At 72.2% G+C, this 22,449-nt stretch carries 16 protein-coding genes and 3 tRNA genes; 11 read left to right on the top strand and 8 right to left on the bottom strand.

All coding sequences use genetic code 11. The annotated features are described in order from the left end of the window. Positions 1-70: 70 nt before the first annotated feature. Positions 71-4,876: a LamG-like jellyroll fold domain-containing protein gene (locus tag ABT118_RS13950; protein WP_350668128.1), complete on the top strand. Its 4,806-nt coding sequence runs from the start codon at positions 71-73 to the stop codon at positions 4,874-4,876. A 262-nt stretch (positions 4,877-5,138) separates the two neighbouring features. On the opposite strand, the gene ABT118_RS13955 is transcribed toward ABT118_RS13950, so the two are convergent. Beyond that, positions 5,139-5,212, bottom strand: a tRNA-Ile gene (locus ABT118_RS13955). Between the two features lie 188 nt (positions 5,213-5,400). On the opposite strand from ABT118_RS13955, the gene ABT118_RS13960 reads away from it, so the two are divergent. Then, positions 5,401-6,306 carry a trypsin-like serine peptidase gene (locus ABT118_RS13960; RefSeq protein WP_350668134.1) on the top strand — a complete coding sequence of 302 codons (906 nt, stop codon included), beginning with the start codon at positions 5,401-5,403 and terminating at the stop codon, positions 6,304-6,306. A 102-nt stretch (positions 6,307-6,408) separates the two neighbouring features. Continuing rightward, positions 6,409-7,179, top strand: coding sequence for a trypsin-like serine peptidase (locus tag ABT118_RS13965; protein ID WP_350668140.1), 771 nt, complete (start codon positions 6,409-6,411; stop codon positions 7,177-7,179). A gap of 117 nt (positions 7,180-7,296) precedes the next feature. On the opposite strand, the gene ABT118_RS13970 is transcribed toward ABT118_RS13965, so the two are convergent. Together ABT118_RS13970 and ABT118_RS13975 are read right to left on the bottom strand one after the other, a co-directional pair. Further along, positions 7,297-7,369: transfer RNA gene (locus ABT118_RS13970), tRNA-Asn, on the bottom strand. A gap of 35 nt (positions 7,370-7,404) precedes the next feature. Continuing rightward, positions 7,405-7,477 (bottom strand) — tRNA-Asn (locus tag ABT118_RS13975). A gap of 313 nt (positions 7,478-7,790) precedes the next feature. On the opposite strand from ABT118_RS13975, the gene ABT118_RS13980 reads away from it, so the two are divergent. Both ABT118_RS13980 and ABT118_RS13985 read left to right on the top strand, forming a co-directional pair. After that, complete coding sequence (locus ABT118_RS13980; protein WP_350668141.1) at positions 7,791-8,084, top strand: hypothetical protein; 294 nt, start codon at positions 7,791-7,793, stop codon at positions 8,082-8,084. A 104-nt stretch (positions 8,085-8,188) separates the two neighbouring features. Next, positions 8,189-9,634 (top strand): FGGY family carbohydrate kinase, encoded by a 1,446-nt coding sequence (locus ABT118_RS13985; RefSeq protein ID WP_350668145.1) that lies wholly within the window; start codon positions 8,189-8,191, stop codon positions 9,632-9,634. On the opposite strand, the gene ABT118_RS13990 is transcribed toward ABT118_RS13985, so the two are convergent. Then, on the bottom strand, positions 9,622-10,707 hold the full coding sequence (locus ABT118_RS13990; RefSeq protein WP_502884544.1) for an RNA polymerase sigma factor: 1,086 nt from the start codon (positions 10,705-10,707) through the stop codon (positions 9,622-9,624). The two genes, ABT118_RS13985 and ABT118_RS13990, sit on opposite strands and share 13 nt — an antisense overlap. A 151-nt stretch (positions 10,708-10,858) precedes the next feature. Between ABT118_RS13990 and ABT118_RS13995 the strand changes: the two genes are divergently transcribed. Beyond that, positions 10,859-11,227, top strand: coding sequence for a PadR family transcriptional regulator (locus tag ABT118_RS13995; RefSeq protein WP_350668152.1), 369 nt, complete (start codon positions 10,859-10,861; stop codon positions 11,225-11,227). Then, positions 11,224-11,802 carry an HAAS signaling domain-containing protein gene (locus ABT118_RS14000; protein ID WP_350668156.1) on the top strand — a complete coding sequence of 193 codons (579 nt, stop codon included), beginning with the start codon at positions 11,224-11,226 and terminating at the stop codon, positions 11,800-11,802. Before ABT118_RS13995 ends, ABT118_RS14000 begins: the two co-directional genes overlap by 4 nt. Positions 11,803-11,829: 27 nt before the next feature. On the opposite strand, the gene dnaG is transcribed toward ABT118_RS14000, so the two are convergent. The 3 genes from dnaG to ABT118_RS14015 all read right to left on the bottom strand — a co-directional run bounded on the left by dnaG (position 11,830) and on the right by ABT118_RS14015 (position 15,869). Beyond that, positions 11,830-13,731 carry a DNA primase gene (dnaG, locus tag ABT118_RS14005; protein ID WP_350668161.1) on the bottom strand — a complete coding sequence of 634 codons (1,902 nt, stop codon included), beginning with the start codon at positions 13,729-13,731 and terminating at the stop codon, positions 11,830-11,832. 9 nt (positions 13,732-13,740) lie between these two features. Continuing rightward, positions 13,741-15,018 carry a deoxyguanosinetriphosphate triphosphohydrolase gene (locus ABT118_RS14010; RefSeq protein ID WP_350668167.1) on the bottom strand — a complete coding sequence of 426 codons (1,278 nt, stop codon included), beginning with the start codon at positions 15,016-15,018 and terminating at the stop codon, positions 13,741-13,743. Positions 15,019-15,095: 77 nt separating this feature from the next. Next, positions 15,096-15,869 carry a sirohydrochlorin chelatase gene (locus ABT118_RS14015; protein WP_350668172.1) on the bottom strand — a complete coding sequence of 258 codons (774 nt, stop codon included), beginning with the start codon at positions 15,867-15,869 and terminating at the stop codon, positions 15,096-15,098. A gap of 160 nt (positions 15,870-16,029) precedes the next feature. On the opposite strand from ABT118_RS14015, the gene ABT118_RS14020 reads away from it, so the two are divergent. Next, positions 16,030-18,099 (top strand): molybdopterin oxidoreductase family protein, encoded by a 2,070-nt coding sequence (locus ABT118_RS14020; protein WP_350668176.1) that lies wholly within the window; start codon positions 16,030-16,032, stop codon positions 18,097-18,099. A gap of 7 nt (positions 18,100-18,106) precedes the next feature. Here ABT118_RS14020 and ABT118_RS14025 read toward each other — a convergent pair whose 3' ends face one another. Beyond that, a complete protein-coding gene (locus ABT118_RS14025) occupies positions 18,107-19,036 on the bottom strand; it encodes an NADP-dependent oxidoreductase (protein ID WP_350668181.1) in 930 nt (309 codons plus the stop codon). A gap of 119 nt (positions 19,037-19,155) precedes the next feature. Between ABT118_RS14025 and ABT118_RS14030 the strand changes: the two genes are divergently transcribed. From ABT118_RS14030 to ABT118_RS14040, 3 genes are all read left to right on the top strand, one after another. Then, positions 19,156-20,121, top strand: a complete 966-nt coding sequence (locus ABT118_RS14030) for a GlxA family transcriptional regulator (protein ID WP_350668187.1) — start codon at positions 19,156-19,158, stop codon at positions 20,119-20,121. A 125-nt stretch (positions 20,122-20,246) separates the two neighbouring features. After that, entirely contained in the window at positions 20,247-21,398 is a 1,152-nt protein-coding gene (locus ABT118_RS14035; RefSeq protein WP_350668197.1) for a ParA family protein, read from the top strand. Further along, positions 21,395-22,417, top strand: coding sequence for a ParB/RepB/Spo0J family partition protein (locus ABT118_RS14040; RefSeq protein ID WP_350668203.1), 1,023 nt, complete (start codon positions 21,395-21,397; stop codon positions 22,415-22,417). The genes ABT118_RS14035 and ABT118_RS14040 overlap by 4 nt, the downstream gene beginning before the upstream one ends. Positions 22,418-22,449: the final 32 nt, after the last annotated feature.

Here is a 22,449-nt window from a genome sequence, read left to right on the forward strand (position 1 = left end):
GTGCTGCTGTCGCGCAGCGTCAGATCTTCGTGATAGTCACCCCTCATGGCCACCCGGAATTTCGGGTGGCGTGAACCGCGAGAGCGAAACAGGGAAAATGCGAATAAGAGGATGTTTCGGCTTGCCCATTGGCGGTGCGGCCGGGTTGCTAGCGGGTGTGGTCACGGCGACCGCGCTGTCGGGCGCTCCGACGCTCGCATCGGCTCAGTCTGTGCCCAATGGTGCTGCGGTGTCCGCTGGTTCGGCCACGGTCCTGACGGAGCAGCAGGCCTCTGTGCAGGCGAAGGCCGCTGGGAAGCCGGTGGTGGCCACGGCGCTGACGACGGAGACGTCGCAGACCGCGGTGAACCCGAACGGAACCCTGACACTCACTCAGTCCGCCGTGCCGGTGCGAACGTTCCGTGACGGGGCGTGGACGGGCCTCGATGCCACACTGAGGGTGAACCCGGACGGCACTTTGTCGCCTGCGGTGACGCCGAGCAGTGTGGTGCTGTCCGGCGGCGGCACTGGTCCGCTGGCCGCGCTGCACAACGCTGGCCAGGGCCTGACCCTGACCCTGCCGGCCGCGCTGCCTAAGCCACAGATCAGCGGCAATAGCGCCCTGTACCCGGAGGTACTGCCCGGTGTAGATCTGACGGTGACGGTCCGTGAGAGCGGTGCGATCAGCGACGTGTTCACCGTGAAGAACAAGCAAGCCGCGCACGACCCTCGCCTGGCGGACCTGCTGAGCACCAAGGCCGTCACCACAGCGGGGCTGAAGACCGAGGCGGACGCGGACGGAAACATCGCCGTCACCGACCAGCACGGCCGTCCTGTCTACACCTCCCCTGCCCCGATCGCCTGGGACTCCACTCCACTGGCGGACGCCGCCAAACCAGCCGCCGCAGAGAACCTCTCTGCCCTGCAACCCAAGTCGGCGACCGCCGCACCCGGCCGGGCTGCGAACCAGGCCAAGCTCAAGCCCACGGTCAAGCCCGGTGCGATCAATCTCGCCGTGCCCACCGAGCTGCTCGACGCCGCCGCCACCGTCTACCCGGTGTTCCTGGATCCGACGTACTCCCCGAACTGGGGTAGCAACGCGTACTCCAGCCCGTCCTCCGCGTACCCGAACACCAAGTACTGGAACAACACGGTCGACCCGACCGCCGGGATCACCCAGATCGGCAACAGCGGCATCGGTGAGGCACTAAGCCTGTTCAACTTCCCGATCGACCGCAACCTACTCAGCGGTGCCACCATCTTCGGCGCCTACTTCGGCATCACCGAAACCCGCACCTGGGCCTGCCTGACGAACGGGCACAACCAGTCCGTCGACCTCTACGCACCCACCCCGACCCTCGACAGCACCAACGCGTCCTGGAACTACTGGTCCACCAACCTCGGCGGCATCGCCGCCGGCCCCACCCGCTTCGCCTACGGCTACAGCGGCTGCGCCGCCCAACCTATCCCCGCCTTCAACGTGACCGGTGCGGTCAACAACGCCCTCAACGCCGGCAAGTGGACTCAGACCATCGCACTGCGCGCCGACGACCACTCCGACAACTACGCGTTCAAGGAGTTCCAGGCCAGCACTGCCAACCTCACCATTACCTACGACAAGACCCCCAACACCCCCACCGGCCTCTACACCTCCCCGGCCACCAACTGCGCCGACACCATCCTCGGCGACACCTCGGTGACCCTCTACGCCCCGGTCTCCACCCCCACCAGCAGCTCACTCACCACCACATTCAGCCTCTACAAGACCGCCGACGCGAGCCACATCAACCAGCTCACGCCGGCCAACGGCATCAACTCCAACGCCTACACCGGAGCCTCCGGGCAACCGGCGGTGATGCCGGTGCCGGAGGCACTGTTCAAGGCGGTGTCGGGTGGGGCGGCGATGTCCTTCACCTGGCAGGCGATCACCTCCGACGGCACGCTGAACTCCACCTGGTCGGCGCAGTGCAGCTTCACCTGGGATCCGACCCGCCCGGGCAAGCCACAGGTGACCGTCAACGCCAGTCCTCCGAACGGAAGTTCGAGCTGTCCAACGGTTGGTCAGAGCGGCCCGCTGCCACAGGTCGGCACGGTGTGCTCGTTCAAGCTGGCACCGCCGACCGGATCGTCCGCGCTCTCCGGCTATCTGTACCAGCTGAACCAGAACCCGGCGATCACCATCTCCACCACCGGCAGCACAGTCATCAACGTCCGGCTCGAGCATCTCGTCAACACCCTCACAGTGACAGCGCTTTCGGCTGGCAGCAACCTCGGTGATCCGGAGACTGTGTGGTTCAACGGATCGGCGATCAACCCACCTGCCAAGGACGGTGACCTCACCAATGACGGCACTCCCGACCTGGTAGTCCCCGGCGGATCGGGCACCTTGCCGTCCGGCCTGTGGCTCTCGCCGGGCCAGCCCGGCGGAGGGGTAGCGGCAAGCGCCACCAACATCGGCCTGAACGGTCTGGCGTTCAACACCGCTGGCACCTCTGCCGACTGGAACGGTGCGCAGACCATCACCGGCAACTTCTGCGGCAACGGTGCACAGGACGTCCTGGCCTACTTCCCCGACCCGGCAAACGCCAACACCGGCGGTGGTTCGATCACCTGCAACGACGGCAGCACCAACCCCCTGCGCACCACACTCGGCAACACCAACGCACCGCTGCGGATCCCCAAGTCCTCCCTGATCGCCGCCGACCGAAGCCCGGCGGCACGGGTGGCCAACGCCGGTAACACCAGCAACAAGTCCACCGGTCATCCCGACTTGCTCGCCATCTCCGGTAGCCAGCTGGCCCTGCACTGGTCCACCACCCCCAACGGCTACACCAACACCGACCCGGACTGGGGCGGCATCTGCATCTCCGGTGGCACCTGCACGGTGCTCACCGGCCTCAACACCCCTGACGGCAGCCAGAACTGGAACGAGTGGACACCGGTTACCACCCAACTGGCCAATGGCACGGCGATGTTCCTGTGGAAGCCGAGCACCGGCGCCCTGAAACTGTGGACTGGCCTCAAGCTCTCCACCGACGGCACCACCCTCACCACCGCCGGCAAGTACACCCTCGCCGGTTCCGGTTGGAACACCGGCCGCACCCTGCAGCTACGCGCCGCCGACATCAACGGCACCGGCATCCCCGGCCTGTGGGTCACCGACCGCGCCACCGGCCAGACCACGGCCTACCAGCCAGCCGCCCTCGCCGACACTCCGGCAGCCGCCGGCCAGGTGACCTCGGTCAACACCCCCAGCCGCTCCTGGGACTTCCAGGACATCGGCGCCAACGCTACTGGCAGTCCGCTGGCCTCCACCGCTGACACCGTCGCAGGCTCCGCCATGACCGGTACCACCGGCGTCCGATGGGGCAACAGCGGTCCGTTCACTCCGAATGCGGCGCTGAATGAGGGCTCAGGCCCCGCCACTGCCGGTGCGCTCCAGACCGCCGGTCCAGCCGTCAACCTCAGCGGACAGTTCAGCGTCTCGGTATGGACCAAGCCTGCCGACTGGGGCGTCACGCTCTCTCAGGACGGCAACCATTCCTCCGGGTTCCTCCTGTATCCGGACGGTGCCACGGGTCAGTGGTACTTCTGCCTGGCCACCGGTGACACCATCGCCTGGTCGTACGACTGTGCCAGCGGCGGCAGCGTCAAGCTCGGCGCCTGGACCAATATCGTCGGCACCTACAACGCGGCCAGCGGCCTGATGACGATCTACGTCAACGGGGTGGAGGTAGGCCGATACCAGCACGGCGCGGTTGACTCGAGCCAGTTCCGCCAGCCGCTCACTGTGGGCAACTACATCTACAACAACGGGCGGTCCAGCCCGTACAAGGGTGCGGTCGCCCGAATTCGCACCTGGGACTCTGCGCTCAGCCCACTCGCCGTCGCAGGACTCGGGACCGACCCGAACACCACCCTGTTCGCCCCCGACGGCACGCTCTACCCGAGCGGATCGGTATGGACCCACGGCACCAACACGCTGTCCTTCGACCGGGGCAGGATGACCGTCTCGGTGGCCGGCACCCCGCTCTACCAGGTCGGCAACACCAGTTACCCGAACGCGGTGATGACCTTTCAGGCTGACGGCAACCTGGTCTGCTACCCAACCGCTGCAGACGCCAAAACTCGCACCAACGCACTGTGGGCCACCGTCACAGCAGGCAACCCAGGGGCTGCACTGCTGATGCAGGCAGACGGCAACCTGGTGCTCTACGCCGCCGACGGCACCCCGAAGTGGTGGTCCGCCACCTCATTCGCCGGCTCCGACCAGTGGCCGCTGAGCAGCTCAGCCGGTGGTGGTGACACGGCAGCAACAAATCCGGCGACCCGTCTCGGCGGCGCCAGTTGGGGCACCGACCACCGGGGCACCGTCAACGCGGCAGCCGTGTTCGACGGCGCCGATGACCAGTTCCGTACCAACGCCGCCGCCGTGGACACCCGCGGCAGCTACACCGTGGCGGCATGGGTCAAGCTGAACAACACCAACTGGTACCAGACCTTCGTCACTCAGAACGGGGGCCAGCGCGGCGCCTTCTATCTCCAGTACTCGTATGCCTACGGCAGTTGGGCATTCGTCGCCCCGGACCGGGACTACCTCGACACAGGCACCTACTACGCCGCCTCCTCGCCCACCGCGCCGGCGCTGAACACCTGGACCCACCTGGTCGGCACCTACGACGCGACCTCCCACACCATGTCCCTGTACGTCAACGGCACTCTGGTCGGCACAGCGAACAATCCGACGCCCTGGAACGCCACCGGCCCCGTCACCATCGGAGCCGCCAGCACCAGCCAGTACCCGCCCGACAGCTTCGTCAACGGCAGCATCAGCGACGTCCGGATTCTCCCGGCCGCACTCAACGCCACGCAGGTCGCAGCGATGTACAGCTCCTGATTGGCCGTCTTTTCACCTTGGAGGGCTCGCTGGCATCTGGCGGGCCCTCCAAGCGTATGGAGTCACCTGGTTCGTTCGGTCCCCAGCATCCAGAGCACCAGCTCAGGACGGCTCCTCGTCACCATGGCGTTCCCATCCGAGTGAAATCCAGCGCGGCAGCCCGCGCTTCCGGTGGGTTCTCCTCTACAGTTCCTCTGAGAACTGGAGATATTTCCGCAGGTCAGGGCCGGTTAATCTGATGATCTGCCAGATTGGCCGAAGGTGGGGCGGGTGGGACTCGAACCCACGACCAAGGGATTATGAGTCCCCTGCTCTAACCGGCTGAGCTACCGCCCCGGTTCGCCGTGCCTCCAGCCGAGGGGCCTGAGCAGCAGCAGACGGCCCATCAGGCCGTCATCCGCAGCATAGCCGGTCGGTCCGTCATGGTGCTCGCCGGGGGCGCATCCGGGTAGGCAGGCCGTGCGCTCCCCGTCCGGGTGAGCCGGTGTGGCCCTGAGCTGGGCGCCGTCGAAGACTGGAGACCGGTGTTCCGGTCGCAAGGGGCGGTGGTGGCGGTGCGCAGCAGGTGGGCGGCAGGCGTGGTGATACTCGGGCTGGCGGCGGGGTGCGGGTCGAGCGCGGGAGCCGGGGTCGGGGCCGGGAGCACTCCGAGCAGTACCCCCAGCACCGCAGCCACCAGTGCCAGTGCCGGCGCCAGCGCCAGCGCGGCGGCGTCCGCGCACGGGTGGAGCAAGGACCGGATCAAGGCCGCCGTCGCCAAGCACGCGGGCACCACCCGCACCGCCAAGCCGACGCCGCTGAACGCCCTGGTCGGCGCGGTTTTCACGCACAACTCCGACGGCGACCACTTCTGCACCGCCAGCGTGGTCGACAGCGCCGGGCAGAACCTGATCGTGACGGCGGCGCACTGCGTCTACGACCCGGTGGCCGGCCAGCGCAGCGACCTGGTCTTCGTGCCCGGCTACCGGGACGGGGAGACGCCCAGCGGGGTGTGGCCGCTGGCCTCGATCACGGTCGACCAGAGCTGGCGGGACAGCGGCAACCAGGACATGGACGTGGCCTTCGCGGTCGTGAAGCCGCAGAACGGGCAGCAGGTCCAGCAGGTGCTCGGCGCCAACCGGCTGGGCGTCAACAAGGGCTACCAGCTGCCGGTGAAGGTGACGGGCTATCCGAGCAGCGGCGAGGTGCCGATCACCTGCGGCAACCGGACCACCGAGCAGAGCCCGACCCAGCTCCGGATCGACTGCCCGGACTACACCGGCGGCACCAGCGGCAGCCCCTGGGTCACCGACTTCGACCCGGACACCAAGACCGGCACGGTGGTCGGGGTGATCGGCGGCTACCAGGAGGGCGGGGACACCCCCGACACCTCCTACAGCAGCTACTTCGGCGACCAGGTGCAGTCGCTGTACGACCGCGCGACCGGCTGAGGACAGCAGGGCCGCAGGACCGGCAGGGCGGGGCTGGCGCTGCGGCGGCCCCGACTGGTAGATCTTGCTGCCAGGCACTCCCGGCAGCTGAGGACGGACCGCATGGCACGCGTACGGTGGCAGGGCCTCGTCCTGGCCCGGGCCCTGGCTCTGGGCCTCGCCCTCGGCGCGGCCGGGTGCGGGCAGTCGGGTGCCGGACCTGCGGACACCGGGCCGGCAGACGGTACGCCCTCCGCCAGGACCGCCCCGGCGAGCCCGGTCGGCGACCGGATCGGGACGCTCTTCGTCGGCCGCGAGGGCGGCCCCCGGGCCTGTACCGCGAGCGTGGTGGACAGCCCCCGGCGGAACCTGCTGGTGACCGCGGCACACTGCGTGCAGAGCGCGTCGTTCGGGCGGCTGGACGATCTCGTGTTCGCCCCCGGCTACCGCAACGGGAAGCTCCCGTACGGGAGTTGGCCGGTCCAGCAGGTGCTGGTCGACCAGGGCTGGAGCGAACGGGAGGACCCCGAGCACGATGTGGCGTTCCTCACCGTGGCGCCGGTCGGCGGCCGGGAGATCGCGGACGTGCTGGGCGGCTTCCGGCTCGGTACGGACCTGGGGTTCGGGCTGCCGGTGTCGGTGACCGGGTACCCGAATGAGGCCGAGGAGCCGATCACCTGCAGCAACCTGACCTCCCGGCAGAGCACCACCCAGGAGCGGTTCGACTGCCACGGCTACACCAACGGCACCAGCGGCAGCCCCTGGGTGACCGGGGCCGGCGAGGTGGTCGGGGTGATCGGCGGCTACCAGGAGGGCGGGGACACCGAGCGGACCTCGTACAGCATCACCTTCGACCAGCGGGTCAGTGAGCTCTACCGCCGCGCCACCGCCTGAACCCCGCACACGGGCGGGCCGGCCGGGCAGCCCGGGAAAGCGTCCGGAAAACACGAAGGCCCTTCGGCGATCCGAAGGGCCCTCGCTCTACGCAACTCACCTCAACTACCGGTGAAGCTCCCCCAATTGGACTCGAACCAATAACCTGCCGATTAACAGTCGGCTGCTCTGCCAATTGAGCTATGGGGGAATGCACAGTTCGGGAAGAGCCGAGGCACTTCCCCGCTCCCCCAATTGGACTCGAACCAATAACCTGCCGATTAACAGTCGGCTGCTCTGCCAATTGAGCTATGGGGGACCGAGCTTCCGCCGCCGTCCGGACTGGTCGTCCGGGCTTCGGCGCTCGCTGCGGGTCATACATTAGCGCACTCAGGGGGGTGGTCCGCCAATCGCTTTCACCCGGGGCGCTCCGGCAGCCGGCCAGGCGGTCGGCCCGGCGCGGTCCGCCCCGCCTCTCCGGCGCGCCCGGCGGGCGACCGGGGCGCTCGGCGGGGATGCTGGAGCCTGGCGGGCCCGGGTGCCTCGGGCCCGCCCACCGCCGGGCGGTTCGCCGCCGGGCCGGACGGGTAGGGCAACGCGGCAGGGTCCGCAAGGAAGGGTGGAGACCGAGCATGTGGAAGCTGACGTTCGTCGTGGGGGTCGGGGTCGGTTACGTCCTGGGCGCCAAGGCCGGCCGCAAGCGCTACGAGCAGATCGCCGGGGCGGCCCGGCAGGTGGCACAGAATCCGAAGGTGCAGGACGTGGCGGGCAAGGCCAGGCAGCAGGCCGGAGCCGTGGCCGGGAAGGCGGCCGGCGCGGTCGCGGGCAAGGTCGGCGACCGGCTGCCGAACGCGCTCACCGACCGGGTCCCGTACTTCAGCGCCAAGGGCGCCGAGGACGACAGCTGGGGTACGTACCGTCCGTAGGGCCGGTCGTCGACAAGCCCCGGGGGCGCCGTTCCGGGCACCGAGTGGGCAACACTTCGCCCGGTCGGCTCCGTCCGGGCTCCCGGCTGAGGCATGATCTCGACATGGCCATCGTTGCGGGCATCGACAGCTCCACCACTCGCACCCGGATCGTCGCGTGCGACGCCGACACCGGCGCCGTGCTGCGGGACGGTCGGGCACCGCATCCCGTCCCCGAGGGCACCGACCCCCGGGCCACCGAGACCGACCCCCAGCTGTGGCTGCACTCGCTCGGCGAGGCGGCCACCGGCGGCCTGCTGGAGGGTGTCCGGGCGATCGGGGTGTCCGCCCAGCAGCACGGGCTGATCGGGCTGGACGCGGGCGGTGTGCTGGTCCGCCCGGCACTGCTGTGGAACGACCCGAGGTCGGCCGGGGCCGCCGCGCAGCTGATCGACGCGCTGGGCGGCCCCGAGCCGTGGGTGCGGGCGATCGGCTCCGTCCCGGCGCCGACGTACACGGTGGCGAAGCTGCGCTGGCTGGCGGAGTTCGAGCCCGCCTCGGCCAAGCGGATCGCCGAGGTGCTGCTGCCGCACGACTGGCTGGTCTGGCAGCTGCTCGGCCACCCCAAGCGCCGCACCACCGACCGGGGCGACGCCTCCGGCACCGGCTACTGGTCGCCCGTGACCGGCGAGTACCGACAGGACCTGATCGAGCTGGCCCTCGGGCACCAGCTCCAGGTGCCGGACGTGCTCGGCCCGGCCGAGCCCGCCGGACACACGCCCGAGGGCCTGCTGATCTCGGCCGGCACCGGCGACAACATGGCCGCCGCGCTCGGCCTCGGGCTCGGCCCCGGCGACGCGGTGGTCTCGCTCGGCGGCAACGGCACCATCTTCGCTGTGCACGACCAGGCCGTGGTGGACGTCACCGGCGCGATCTCCTCGTTCGCCGACGCCACCGGCCGCCACCTGCCGATGGTCGGGACCCTGAACGCCGCCCAGGTACTCCGCTCGATGGCCGCCCTGCTCGGCACCGACCTGGCCGGGCTGAGCGACCTGGCCCTGCAGTCCTCCCCCGGCGCGTACGGGCTGGTGCTGCTGCCCTACCTGGACGGCGAGCGCACCCCCAAGCTCCCGCAGGCCGCCGGCACGCTGACCGGCCTCCGGGCCGAGTCGATGACGCCGCAGCACCTGGCCAGGGCCGCCGTGGAGGGCATGCTCTGCAACGTCGCGGACGCGCTGGACGTGCTGCGCGACAACGGGGTGACGGTGCGTCGGATCTTCCTGCTCGGCGCGGTCGGGCGGCTGCCCGCCGTCCGGGACGCCGCCCCGCTGATCTTCGGCCTGCCCGTGGTGATACCGCCCGCCGGGGACCACGCCGCCCGCGGCGCCGCCCGCCAGGCCGCCTGGGCACTGGCCGGGACGCCCGAACCGCCGCACTGGGAGCTGCCGGAGGCGGTCACCCTGGTGGCCGAGAAGGACCACGACCTGGCGGTGGGCAACTCGGTGCGCCAGCAGTACGGGACGGTCCGCGACCAGGTGCATCCCGAACTGACGGAGGATCAGTCCAGGTAGGCCCGGAGCTGGTCGGTGAAGGAGTGCGCGCGCAGCCGGCTCAGGGTCTTGGCCTCGATCTGCCGGATCCGCTCCCGGGTGACGCCGAACAGGTGGCCGATCTCCTCCAGCGTGCGCGGGTGTCCGTCGTCCAAGCCGTAACGGAGCTGGACGACTTGGCGCTCGCGTTCGCCGAGGGTGGCCAGTACCGCGTCCAGGTGTTCGCGGAGCAGCAGGAAGGCGGCGGTCTCCACCGGTGAGGCGGCGTCGGCGTCCTCGATCAGGTCGCCGAGCGCCACCTCGTCCTCCTCGCCGACCGGGGTGTGCAGCGAGACCGGCTCCTGGGCCAGCCGGAGCACCTCCAGCACCCTGGTCTCCGACAGCTCCAGCACCGCCCCGACCTCGGCCGGGCTCGGTTCGGCGCCGCGCTCCTGGAGCAGCGTCCGCTGCACCCGGATCACCCGGTTGATCAGCTCGACCACGTGCACCGGCACCCGGATCGTCCTGGCCTGGTCCGCCAGGGCCCGGCTCATCGCCTGCCGGATCCACCAGGTCGCGTAGGTGGAGAACTTGTAGCCGCGCGCGTAGTCGAACTTCTCCACCGCGCGGATCAGCCCGACATTGCCCTCCTGGACCAGGTCGAGCAGGGTCAGCCCGCGCCCGACGTAGCGTTTGGCGACCGAGACCACCAGCCGGAGGTTGGCCTCGATCAGTCGGCGCTTGGCCCGGCGGCCGAGCAGCACCAGGTGCTCCAACTCCCGCTGCAGCAGCTCGTCCTGGCCCTCCCGGGCGAGCGCCTGCTCGGCGAACAGGCCCGCCTCGATCTGCCGGGCCAGCTCCACCTCCTCGACCGCGGTGAGCAGTCTGATCCGGCCGATCTCGCGCAGGTACTGCCGGAGCAGGTCGGCGGCCGGCCCGGCCGCCTCGTCCAGGGACGGCGCCGGACCGTCCTCCCGGGCGGACGGGCCGGACCGGGCAGGTGGGCCGGACTGGGCGGGTGGGCCGGACTGCGCAGGAACTCGTGCGATCGCGGGTCCGTCGGTGAACTCCTCCTCCACGGCGGCCGGTTGCACTGCGGAAGGTTCCACGGGCATCCCTCTCTCGGCCGACGCGCGGCTCGTGGGGGAACCGCGCCACAAGAGAGGGGATACCCACCCCCGCCCATTCGGCACCCTCCGGGGCGGGCGGGCACTCGCCGGGCGGGCGTGCGTTGACATGCGTGCCGCACCAGGTATCTTGTGGTGCATGGTACCTGGCGAAGCAAGCTCGGAAGCTGTGGACGGGCCGGTCGCGAGCCAGCTGCGCCGGGGCGTCCTGGAGTACTGCGTGCTCGCGCTGCTCCGGGACGGCCCGCGCTACGGGGTGGAGCTGCTGCAGGAGTTGGCCGCCGTCCAGGTGATGGCGACCAGCCAGGGCACCATCTACCCGCTGCTGTCCCGGCTCCGCCGGACCGGCCTCGCCGACACGTACCTGCAGGAATCGGCCAGCGGACCCTCCCGCAGGTACTACGTCCTCACCGAGGCCGGCCGGCTCGCACTGGACGAGTTCACCGGGCTGTGGCCCGGTTTCCGCACCGCCGTCGACCACTTCCTCAGCCCTGGAGGGCAGCCGTGAACCACCGCGACGACCACCCCCTGGTCCACACCTACCTCGACACCGTCGCCCGGCTCACCGCCGCCCTGTCCGAGCCCGCCCGGCGCGACCTGCTCGCCGACCTGCGCGAGCACATCGAGCTGGCCCTGGCACCGGCCGGCCCGGCGGCGGACGAGGGGACGGTGCGTCAGGCCCTGGCGCAGCTCGGGCAGCCCGAGGCGGTCGCGGACGCCGCGCTGGCCGAGGAGGGGCTCTCCCGGCCCGCGCCGGAGCGCCCGTACCGGACGGCGGTGACGCTCGCGCTGCTGGTGCTGTCCTGGCCGCTGGCGCTGGTCCCGGCGGTCGGGGGTGCGCTGGCGCTGATCGTCGCGGCGGTGGCGCTGGTCCGGGTGTGGCGGTCGGCCCGGTGGGCCCGGCAGGAGAAGCGCCGGGCCACCCTGCTGCTGCTCGCGCCGATCCTGGCCGTCCCCGCCTTCGCCGGGGCGCTCTCGCTCGCCACCCACGGGCTGACGCCGGTCGGGCTGCTCGCCGCGCTGGCGCTCGGGCTGTGCCTGCCGGTGGCGGGGGCGCTGCGGCTGCGCAGCGCAGCGGTCTGACGGCTCCCACCAGGGGGAAGCCGGGCCTCAGAGCCCGGCGGAGCCGTGGGTACGGAGGCCCTGGGCGTACTGCTGCAGGGCCCAGAGCTCGCCCTGGACGGCGGCGAGCTCCTCCGGGGTGCCGCGGTTGCCGAGGCGCTGGAGCTGGCCCCGGACCTCGGCGATCCGGCGGTCGACGGCCTGGAGCCGGAGCTTGACCAGGAACTCGCCCGCGTAGACCACGTCGGGGGCCCGCCGGGTGCGGATCGGCTCCACGGTCAACTCGGTGACCAGGGAACGGACCTGGTCGTCGGGGCAGGCCTCGCGGACGGTCGAGGTGAAGTCCGGCAGGGTGGCCCCGTACGCGGCGCCGCCGGTCTGTCGGATCGCCCGGCGGACGGCGGTGTACGGCGGGGTGGGGAACTCCTCGTCGCCGTAGTTGTCGAAGGCGGGGCTGACCAGGTCGGGGTGCTGGAGCGCGAGCTTGAGCAGCTCGCGCTCGACGAACTGGGCCGGGTCCTTGGGGTCGAGCCGGAACAGCGGGCGCACCGTCGCGGTCGGCTCGGGCGGGCCGGGGCGGCGCAGCTGCTGGCGCTGCTGCGGCGGGTTGTCCCGCTGCCAGCGGGCGAGTTGGGAGATCCGGCGGACCACGAACTGCTCGTCCAGGATGCCGAGCAGACCGGCCAGCTGGACGGCGTACTCGTGCTGGATCGAGCGGTCCTTGATCTTGGTGATGATCTTCGACGCCTCCTCCAGCGCCGCCGCCCGGCCCTCGGCGGTGTCCACCCGGTGCCGCTCGACCGCCGAGCGGAGCGCGAACTCGAACAGCGGGACCGGGTTCGCGATCAGCTCGCGGACCGCGTCGTCACCCTTGGCCAGCCGCAGCTCGCACGGGTCCATTCCGCCCGGGGTGATCGCGATCGAGGTGCGGGCGGCGAACTTCTGGTCGTCCTCGAAGGCGCGCAGGGCGGCCTTCTGACCGGCGGCGTCGCCGTCGAAGGTGAAGACCGTCTCGCCCCGGTACTGCGAGGTGTCCATCAGCAGCCGTCGGATGATCTTGATGTGGTCCTCGCCGAACGAGGTGCCGCAGGTGGCCACCGCGCTGGTGACGCCCGCGAGGTGACAGGCCATCACATCGGTGTAGCCCTCGACCACCACGGCCCGGCCGGACTTGGCGATCTCCTTCTTCGCCAGGTCGAGGCCGTACAGCACGTTGGACTTCTTGTAGATCGGCGTCTCGGGGGTGTTCAGGTACTTCGGCCCGTTGTCGTCCTCGCGCAGCCGGCGGGCGCCGAAGCCGATCACCTCGCCGGTGGTGTCCCGGATCGGCCAGACCAGCCGGCCCCGGAAGCGGTCGATCAGGCCGCCGCGCTGGCCCTGCGAGGCCAGGCCGCCGAGCAGGATCTCCTTGTCCGAGAAGCCCTTGCCGCGCAGGTAGCGGACCAGGTGCTCCCAGCCCACCGGGGCGTAGCCGACCCCGAAGTGCTTGGCGGCGTCGGCGTCGAAGCCGCGCTCGGCCAGGAACGTCCGGCCGATCTCGGCCTCTGGGGTCTCCAGCTGCTCCTGGTACCAGTCGGCGGCGACCTTGTGCGCCTCGACCAGCCTGGTCCGCTCGCCCTTCTGGTGCCGGGGCGAGTAGCCGCCCTCCTCGTACCGGAGCGTGATGCCCGCCTGCGAGGCCATCCGCTCGACCGCCTCGGCGAACGAGAAGTGCTCGATCTTCATCAGGAACGTGATCGAGTCGCCGCTCTCGCCGCAGCCGAAGCAGTGGAAGACGCCCTTGCTCGGGTGCACGTAGAAGGAGGCGGACTTCTCGTCGTGGAACGGGCAGACGCCCTTGAGCTGGACCCCGCCGCCGTTGGTCAGCTGGACGTAGTCGTTGACGACAGCATCGATCGGCAGCGCGTTCCGCACCGCCTGTACATCTTCATCCCTGATCCGCCCGGCCATCCCGGAAGTCTACGGCCCCGGGGTGACCAAGCGGCCGTGCAGGGCGAGCGCGGAGGCGTCGGTGAGGGTGGCGATCTGGTCGATCACCGCGCGCAGCGCGCCCCGGTCGTCCTCGGCCTCCTCGTACAGCGCGGCGAACACCGGGTCGAGCCCGTACGGAGCGGTCCGGGTCAGCGTCTCGGCCAGCTCGGCGATCACGATCCGCTGGCGGGATCGGAGCTGGGCCTGCTCGTCCCGCTGCATCACGTACCGGACCGCGACGGCCTTGAGCACCGCGCACTCGATCCGCACCCCGGCCGGAACGACCAGCTCGGCCGCGTACCTGGTCAGCGGGCCCGGGCCGTAGCGGGCCCGGGTGGCCTGCTCGGCGGCCAGGCAGAACCGGCCGATCAGCTTGCTGGTCAGGTCCTTCAGCCCGGCCCGGGCCCGGGCCGAGCCGTCGTACTCGCGCGGCCACCACTCCTCGGCCTGGAGCCGGTCGAGCGCCGCGCCGAACTCCTCCGGACCGGCCTCGGCGTACCGGTCGGCGATCTTGAACAGCTCGGCCCGCTCCTCGGCGGAGCGCAGCGCGGCCAGCTCGATGTGGCCGGCCTGGATGCCGTCCTCGACGTCGTGGGTGGAGTACGCCACATCGTCGGACCAGTCCATCACGGTGGCCTCGAAGCACTTCCGGTCGGCGGGCGCACCGGTGCGCAGCCAGCGGAAGACCGGCAGGTCGTCGCCGTAGACGCCGTACTTGGTCGAGGCCGGGTCGGTCGGGTGCGCGCCGCGCGGCCACGGGTACTTGGTGGCGGCGTCGAGGGCGGCCCGGGTCAGGTTCAGCCCGACGCTGCGGCCGGGCCACGGGGCGAGCCGGGCCGGCTCCTCGTCGAACGGGGCGAAGCGCTTGGGCTCCAGCCGGGTCAGGATGCGGAGCGACTGGGCGTTCCCCTCGAAGCCGCCGCAGGACTCGGCGGCCTGGTCGAGCGCCTCCTCGCCGGTGTGGCCGAACGGCGGGTGGCCGATGTCGTGGGCCAGGCAGCCGGTCTCCACCAGGTCCGGGTCGCAGCCCAGCGCGGCGCCCAACTCCCGGCCCACCTGGGCGCATTCGAGCGAGTGGGTGAGGCGGGTGCGGGGGAAGTCACTGCGCATCGGGGCGACCACCTGGGTGGTGCCGGCCAGTCGGCGGAGCGCGGCGGAGTGCAGCACGCGGGCGCGGTCACGCTGGAACGCCGTCCGGCCGGGCCGCTTGTCGGGCTCGGGCACCCAGCGGGCTTCGGCGGCGGGGTCGTACGTGGTGTCGTTCATATACGAGCACCGTACGCCGGAGTGGTGACATTGCCGAGGAGGTTGGGGGTGCAGGTCAGCGAACAGTGCCCGACCATTCACACCGTGGCGACGCTCCCGGGGGCGGCTTCGCGGGTCCTCCTGGTCGTCGTCGCATAGCGCGCGAGGACCAGGTCGACCATCAGCGGGTGGGCGCCGAGCGGGGCGGCCGTGATCCAGTCGCCGGCCGAGGCGGCCAGGCGGGCGAAGTCGCCCGGGGCGGTGAAGTAGGAGGCGACGGCGATCCGGCGGTGCCCCTCGGCGGTGAGGCGGGCCACCGTCTCGGCCACCGAGGGGCCGCCGGTGACCGAGCCGGGGCGGACCGGGACGCCGAGGCGGGCGGCCAGCAGGGCGGCCTGGGTCTCGGTGTCCACGGCGGCCTCGGGGTCGCGGGAGCCCGCGGCGGCGAGCACGACGGCGTCGCCGTCCGGGCCCCAGCCGGCTTCGAGCAGGCGGGTGTGCAGCAGCTCGGTGAGCAGCGGGTCGGGCCCCAGCGGGGGCGCGACGGTGCCGGTGACCTGGGGGGCGGCGGCCAGCAGGGCGGGCAGGTCGACCTTGACGTGGTAGCCCCGGCTGAGCAGCAGCGGGACCAGCACGGCCGGGCCGCTCAGGCCGTCCAGCACCTCGAGCAGCAGCGGGGTGTTCAGGCCCAGGTGGGCGAGCCGGACGTCGAGTTCGGGCCGGGCGGCGGCCAGCAGCGCGAGCAGGTGGTGCACCTCGGCCAGGGTCTGCGGGTCGCGGGAGCCGTGGGCGACCAGCACCAGGGCCGGGCGGCGGCGGGCGTGCAGCACCCGGAGCGGGGCGGCGGGGCCTCGGGTCGGGATCGTCGTCATGCGGACCAGCCTGCCGACCGGCTGTTTCCGCCCCGTTGCCCGACCGTCAACGTTGATGAACCCGACCTCACAGCTGCCGGTGCCGTCCGAGAGGCCCGTGACCAGCAGCCGTAACCGGGGAGCCGCCGACCGGAAACAGCGCCGTTGCAGGCTGGCGCCCATGAGCGAGACAGCCACCGACACCCACTGCCCCTACTGCGCCCTGCAGTGCGGGATGGGCCTGCGCCGCACCGGGGGCCCGGTGCCGGTCGAGGTGGTGGAACGGCCCGGCTTCCCGGTCAATCTGGGCGCGCTGTGCGGCAAGGGGTCGAACGCCGCCGCGGTGCTCGCCCCGGGCGCCCGGCTGACCGAGCCGCTGGTGCGGGTGGACGGCGAGCTGCGCCCGGCGGGCTGGGACGAGGCGCTGGACCGGATCGCCGCCGAGCTGTCCGCCACCGCCGCCGCCCACGGCCGGGACGCCGTGGGCGTGTTCGGCGGTGGTGGACTGACCAACGAGAAGGCGTACCTGCTGGGCAAGTTCGCCCGGGTGGTGCTCCGCACCTCGGCCATCGACTACAACGGCCGGTTCTGCATGTCCTCGGCGGCCGCCGCGGGCATCCGGGCCTTCGGGCTGGACCGGGGCCTGCCGTTCCCGGTCGAGGACATCCCGAAGGCCGGCTGCGTCATCCTGGTCGGCGGGAACCCGGCCGAGACGATGCCGCCGTTCGTCCGCTACCTGCGCGAACTCCAGGACAACGGCGGCACGTTGATCGTGGTGGACCCGCGCCGGACCAGGACCGCCGAGCTGGCCGACCTGCACCTGGCGCCGCGCCCCGGCACCGATCTGGCGCTCGCCCTCGGCCTGCTGCACCTGGCGGTCGCGGACGGTCGCACCGACGAGGCGTTCATCGCCGCCCGCACCACCGGCTGGACCGCGACCCGGGCGGCCGCGATGGCGCACTGGCCCGAGCACGTGGAGTCGGTCACCGGCGTTCCGCTGCCCCAACTCCGGCAGGCCGCCGGGATGTTCTGCGACGCGGAGACCGCGATGGTGCTCACCGCGCGCGGCCCCGAACAGCAGGCCAAGGGCACCGACACGGTGAGCGCCTGGATCAACCTCTGCCTGGCCACCGGCAACATGGGCCGCCCGTACGCGGGTTACGGCTGCCTGACCGGGCAGGGCAACGGCCAGGGCGGCCGCGAGCACGGCCAGAAGGCCGACCAGCTGCCCGGCTACCGGAAGTTGGACGATCCGGCGGCCCGCGCGCACGTCGCGGCGGTCTGGGGCGTCGACCCCGACTCGCTGCCCGGCCCCGGGCGGAGCGCGTACGAGCTGCTGGACTCACTCGGCACCGATGTCAGGGCGCTGCTGCTGATGGGCTCCAACCCGGTGGTCTCGGCGCCGGATTCGTCCCATGTCACCGCGCGGCTGCGGTCGCTGGACTTCCTCGCCGTCAGCGACGTGGTGCTCTCCGAGACGGCCGCCCTGGCGGACGTGGTGCTGCCGGCCGCCCAGTGGGCCGAGGAGACCGGCACCATGACCAACCTGGAGGGCCGGGTCATCCTGCGCCGCAAGGCCGTCGACGCCCCGGCCGGGGTGCGCAGCGACCTGGAGCTGCTGCACGGGCTGGCCGGGCGGCTGGGCCACGGCGAGGGCTTCGACACCGACGCCGAGAAGGTGTTCGAGGAGCTGCGCCGCGCCTCGGCCGGCGGCCCGGCCGACTACGCGGGCATCAGCTACCGGCGGATCGCCGAGCAGGACGGGGTGTTCTGGCCCTGCCCGGACGGCGACCACCCGGGGACACCCCGGCTGTTCCTGGACCGCTTCGCCACCCCGGACGGCCGGGCCAGGTTCACCCCGGTCCAGCACCGCCCGGCGGCCGAGGAGCCGGACGCCGAGTACCCGGTCCGGCTGACCACGGGCCGGGTGCTGGCCCAGTACCAGTCCGGCGCCCAGACCCGTCGGGTCGAGGCCCTGAACGCCGCCGCCCCGGGCGCGTTCGTCGAGCTGCATCCGCAGCTCGCCGGGCGGCTCGGAGTGGCGGAGGGGGACCGGGTCGCGGTGGTGAGCCGGCGCGGACGGACCGTCACCCCCGCCCGGCTGACCACCGCGATCCGTCCCGACACCGTCTTCATGCCGTTCCACTGGCCCGGCGAGGCCAATGCCAACCTGCACACCAACCCGGCCCTGGACCCGGTCTCCCGGATGCCGGAGTTCAAGGTCTGCGCGGTCCGGCTGGAAGCGGTCTGACGACGGCTCAGACCACGGTCAGCACGATCTTGCCCCGGGTCCGCCCGCTGTCCAGCAGCTCGTGCGCCTTGGCGGCCAGCTCCAGCGGCAGGACCGAGTCCAGCACCGGCCGCAGCTGCCCGGCGCCGACCAGGGCCACCAGCTCGCGCAGCCCGGCCTGGTCGGCCTCGACCGCCATGAAGGCGGCCCGCTTGCCCTGCGGGCGGGCCAGGTCGGCCAGGTACGCCTCGGCCGGGGAGGCGAGCGAGACCAGGATGCCGCCCGCGCGGAGGGCCGCCAGCGAGCGGGGGCCGTACTCGCCGCCGATGGTGTCGACCACCACGTCGACCGGGTCGACCGCGGTCTCGAAGTCGACCGCGGTGTAGTCGATCAGCTCGTCCGCACCGAGGCCGCGCAGGAAGTCGTGCTTGGCCGCCCGGGCGGTGCCGATCACGTACGCGCCGCGCGCCTTGGCGATCTGCACCGCGAGGTGGCCGACCCCGCCGGCGGCGGCGTGCACCAGCACCCGCTGCCCGGGCCGCACGTCGGCGGTGTCGACCAGGGCCTGCCAGGCCGTCATCCCGGTCAGCGCGAGCGCGGCGGCCTCGGTGTGGTCGAGCCCGGCGGGCTTGCGGACCAGGTGCCGGGCGGGCGAGGTGACGTACTCGGCGTAGGTGCCGGCGGCCAGCGGGTGGCGCGGCATGCCGAACACCTCGTCGCCGACGGCCAGCGTGGTCACCCCGATGCCGATCGCCTCGACCACGCCGGAGACGTCCCAGCCGAGCCGGGTCACCCGGCCGGTGAGCCCGCCGCTGGCCCGGTGCCACGCGTCGGTCGGGTTGACCCCGGCCGCGTGCACCCGGACCAGCACCTCGGCCACGCCCGGCTCGGGGCGCTCCACCTCGACCACCTGCAGGACCTCGGGGCCGCCAAAACCGTCCTGGCCGATCGCACGCATCGTCATCTCCCTGCCGTTCCACACGTCCTGCGACCCGTGCGGCCGCTCGACCACAAGATTTCCGGATCGGTCCGCAGCGGACGAGTGGCAAGAATGCCGAGATGTGCAAGGATCTTGCCATGCATCGCGTCGTGGTCCTGGCCCTCGAAGGCGTCTACCCCTTCGAACTGAGCATCCCGAACCGGATCTTCGGCACCGCTGAGGGCCCGGACGGCGAGCCGCTGTACGAGGTGGTCACCTGCAGTCTGGACGGCGGCCCGGTCGGCACCGGTGCCGACTTCAGCGTGCACGTGCCGTACGGCCCCGAGGCGCTGCGGACCGCCGACACCGTGGTGATCCCGCCGTTCGCCTGCGGCCCGGACGAGCTCCGGGACTGGCTGCCGGACGACCTGGCGGCGGCGCTCGCCCTGCTGCCGCCGACGGCGCGGATCGTCTCGATCTGCACCGCCTCGTACGTGCTCGCCGCCGCCGGCCTGCTGGACGGGCGCCGGGCCACCACGCACTGGACCGAGGCCGCGCACTTCCAGCGGACCTTCCCGCAGGTCGAGGTGGACGCCGACGTGCTGTTCATCGACGACGGCCAGGTGCTGACGGCGGCCGGGGTCGGCGCCGGGGTCGACCTCTGCCTGCACCTGGTCCGGCGCGACCACGGCAGCGAGACCGCCAACCGGGTGGCCCGGCTCTGCGTGGTGCCGCCGTGGCGCGAGGGCGGGCAGGCCCAGTACATCGAGCGCCCGCTGCCCGCGCCCGCCGCCGCGAGCACCGCCGCCACCCGGGCCTGGGCCCTGGAGCAGCTGCACCGCCCGCTCCCGCTGGCCGAGCTGGCCGGGCACGCCCGGATGAGCGTGCGCACCTTCTGCCGCCGGTTCGGCGAGGAGGTCGGCCTGCCGCCGGGCCAGTGGCTCACCCAGCACCGGGTGGACCGGGCCCGCCGCCTGCTGGAGACCACCGACCTGCCGGTGGACCAGGTCGCCGCCGAGTCGGGCTTCGGCACCGCCGTCTCGCTGCGCCAGCACCTGACCGGCACCGTCGGGGTCTCCCCCACCGCCTACCGGACCGCGTTCCGGGCCCGTACGGCCGCCTGACGCCGGTGTTGTCCGCGGACAACACCGGCCCGGGGAACGGGCGAACAGAACGGACAATCAGGTGGATTTACCATATTCCGCTCGTGTCGCCCATTCTGACGGCGCCTCAGGGGTTAACTCCCCCCATGAGCGTGCACAGTACGTCCGACGACCGGGACAAGGTCGTCACCAGGCTCCACCCGCAGCTCCGGCGTGAGCTGACCATCCGGGCCGCGACCGTCGGCGTCGCCGTCCAGGACGCCGTCACCGAGGGCATCCTGGCGTGGCGTCAGGCCGCCGGTCCGCTGACCACCGTCGACACCGCCCGCGGTGCCTCCTTCTCCACCTACGTCCCCTCCGAGCTGTACCGGAACTTCCGCGCGGAGTGCTCCGAGCGCGGCATCCAGTACACCCAGGGCCTCGCCCAGTCGATCCGGCTCTGGCTCGACCGCAACCCGCTCCCCCAGCGCCACCGGGCCGGCGCGGGCCCGCGCCGGATCGCGCTGGGCAACCAGAAGGGCGGGGTGGGCAAGACCGCGCTGTCGGCCGGCATCGCCGCCGCCCTGGCCGAGAGCGGCTTCCGGGTCTGCCTGGTCGACTTCGACCCGCAGGGCCACCTGACCCGGCAGCTCGGCCACGCGCACGTCCCGATCAAGGGCCCCAGCCTCACCAAGGCCATGGTCGGGGAGGGCGGCGGGCACGACCTGCGCGAGATCCTGATCCGGATCGAGGGCCCCGGGCTGGCCGACCGGCTGCACCTGCTGCCCGCCTGCACCGACGGCTTCCTGCTCGACGCGAAGCTCGTCACCTCCCGCGAGGTCCGGGTCAAGGAGACCGCGCTGGAGCGGGCCCTGGCCCAGCTGGAGGCCGACTACGACTTCGTCGTGGTCGACTGCCCGCCCAGCCTCGGCTACGCCATGGACACCGCGCTGTACTACGTCCGGACCAGGGAGGGCGGGGACGGCTCCGGCATCATCATCCCGGTCCAGGCGGAGGACTCCTCCGCCGACGCGTACGAGCTGCTCCGCGAGCAGATCGACTCACTCTGCGACGACCTGGACGTGGAGATCGCCGACCTCGGCTTCATCGTCAACCTCTTCGACTCCCGCAAGGGCTTCGTGGTCAAGTCCGCGCTGGAGGGCTGGGAGTCGATCGGCACGCCGCCGGTGCTAGCCGTCGTCCCGGACCTCAAGGACCAGCGCGAGGCGGTCCGGATGAAGCTCTCGCTGCTCACCCACGCGCCCGACAGCGAGCAGGCCGAGCTGATGCGCACCATCGCCAGGAGGATTGCCCCGTGACCAGAGCAGCCGACCGCCTCGGCACCGGCGCCTTCGGCGGCCTCGCGCCGCACACCCCGCGCGGCCCCCGCAGCGAGCGGGGCCGGGCGAAGGCCGTCACCGAGGGCCAGATCCCCGCGTACGAGCTGCGCCGGCTCGACCTGGCCGCCGTGGTGCCGGCCGCCACCAACCCCCGGCTCGACTTCGGCAGCCACGAGACCCAGCTCGCCCTCGGGCACAGCCTGGCCAAGCGCCAGCTCACCGCCTGCGTGGCGGTCACCCGGGAGGCGTACCTGCGGCTGTGGCCGCAGGCCGCCGCGCAGCTGGGCTCCGCCGGGTTCGTCATCCTCAACGGCGAGCGGCGCTACCGGGCCGCGCTGCTGGTGGGGCTGGCGCAGCTCGACTTCGTGGTCCGGGACGACCTGGCGGCCACCCGCGCGGACTTCATCGACCACCTGCTGCTGGAGAACGAGGACCGCGAGGGCTTCAACGTCATCGAGCGGGCCCGGGGCGTCAAGCACCTGCTGGACGAGTGCGAGGGCAACGCCGCCGAGGTGGCCCGCCGCCGGGGCCGGGACCGCTCCTGGGTCGGCAACCAGATCGCCCTGCTCACCCTCCCCGAGGAGATCCAGCTGATGCTGATCGACGGGCGGATGGCCGAGCGGTACGCCCGCCGGCTGGCCCGGGCGGTCAAGGAGGACGCCTCCCTGACCGCCCGTGACCTGCTGGAGCTGGAGGCCCGGATCCGGGGCGGCGAGAAGGCGAAGCGCGAGCAGGAGCGCGCCCTGCTGGGCGTCGCCATGGAACGGATGTTGTCCGCGGACAACACAGCCCGCCCGGCGGCTCCGGTGTTGTCCGCGGACAGCACCGGAGCCGCCGAGGGCGGCGTCCTGCCCCGGCAGGCCGGCGGCGGGCCGACGGCCGCCGAACTGGTGGCGGCGCTCGGCGCCACCCCGGCCGAGCAGGCGGCGACCCTGCGCCAGGGCCTGGCGCCCCGGGCGTTCAGCGACCTGCTCGACGCCCTCTGCGCCCTGGTCTGAGCCGGTCCCGGCCGAACTCGGCCCCGCTGCAC

The sequence above is a fragment of the Kitasatospora sp. NPDC002040 genome, assembly GCF_040296785.1.
Lineage (GTDB): Bacteria > Actinomycetota > Actinomycetes > Streptomycetales > Streptomycetaceae > Kitasatospora.

Excerpts from the sequence above, each read along its gene's own strand:
- ABT118_RS13985 (WP_350668145.1), top strand. The coding sequence starts at position 8,189 with ATGGCCATCGTTGCGGGCATCGACAGCTCCACCACTCGCACCCGGATC.
- ABT118_RS13965 (WP_350668140.1), top strand. The coding sequence starts at position 6,409 with ATGGCACGCGTACGGTGGCAGGGCCTCGTCCTGGCCCGGGCCCTGGCT.
- ABT118_RS13995 (WP_350668152.1), top strand. The coding sequence starts at position 10,859 with ATGGTACCTGGCGAAGCAAGCTCGGAAGCTGTGGACGGGCCGGTCGCG.
- ABT118_RS14020 (WP_350668176.1), top strand. The coding sequence starts at position 16,030 with ATGAGCGAGACAGCCACCGACACCCACTGCCCCTACTGCGCCCTGCAG.
- ABT118_RS14030 (WP_350668187.1), top strand. The coding sequence starts at position 19,156 with ATGCATCGCGTCGTGGTCCTGGCCCTCGAAGGCGTCTACCCCTTCGAA.
- ABT118_RS13980 (WP_350668141.1), top strand. The coding sequence starts at position 7,791 with ATGTGGAAGCTGACGTTCGTCGTGGGGGTCGGGGTCGGTTACGTCCTG.
- ABT118_RS14025 (WP_350668181.1), bottom strand. The coding sequence starts at position 19,036 with ATGCGTGCGATCGGCCAGGACGGTTTTGGCGGCCCCGAGGTCCTGCAG.
- ABT118_RS14035 (WP_350668197.1), top strand. The coding sequence starts at position 20,247 with ATGAGCGTGCACAGTACGTCCGACGACCGGGACAAGGTCGTCACCAGG.
- ABT118_RS14010 (WP_350668167.1), bottom strand. The coding sequence starts at position 15,018 with ATGAACGACACCACGTACGACCCCGCCGCCGAAGCCCGCTGGGTGCCC.
- ABT118_RS13990 (WP_502884544.1), bottom strand. The coding sequence starts at position 10,707 with ATGCCCGTGGAACCTTCCGCAGTGCAACCGGCCGCCGTGGAGGAGGAG.
- dnaG (WP_350668161.1), bottom strand. The coding sequence starts at position 13,731 with ATGGCCGGGCGGATCAGGGATGAAGATGTACAGGCGGTGCGGAACGCG.
- ABT118_RS14015 (WP_350668172.1), bottom strand. The coding sequence starts at position 15,869 with ATGACGACGATCCCGACCCGAGGCCCCGCCGCCCCGCTCCGGGTGCTG.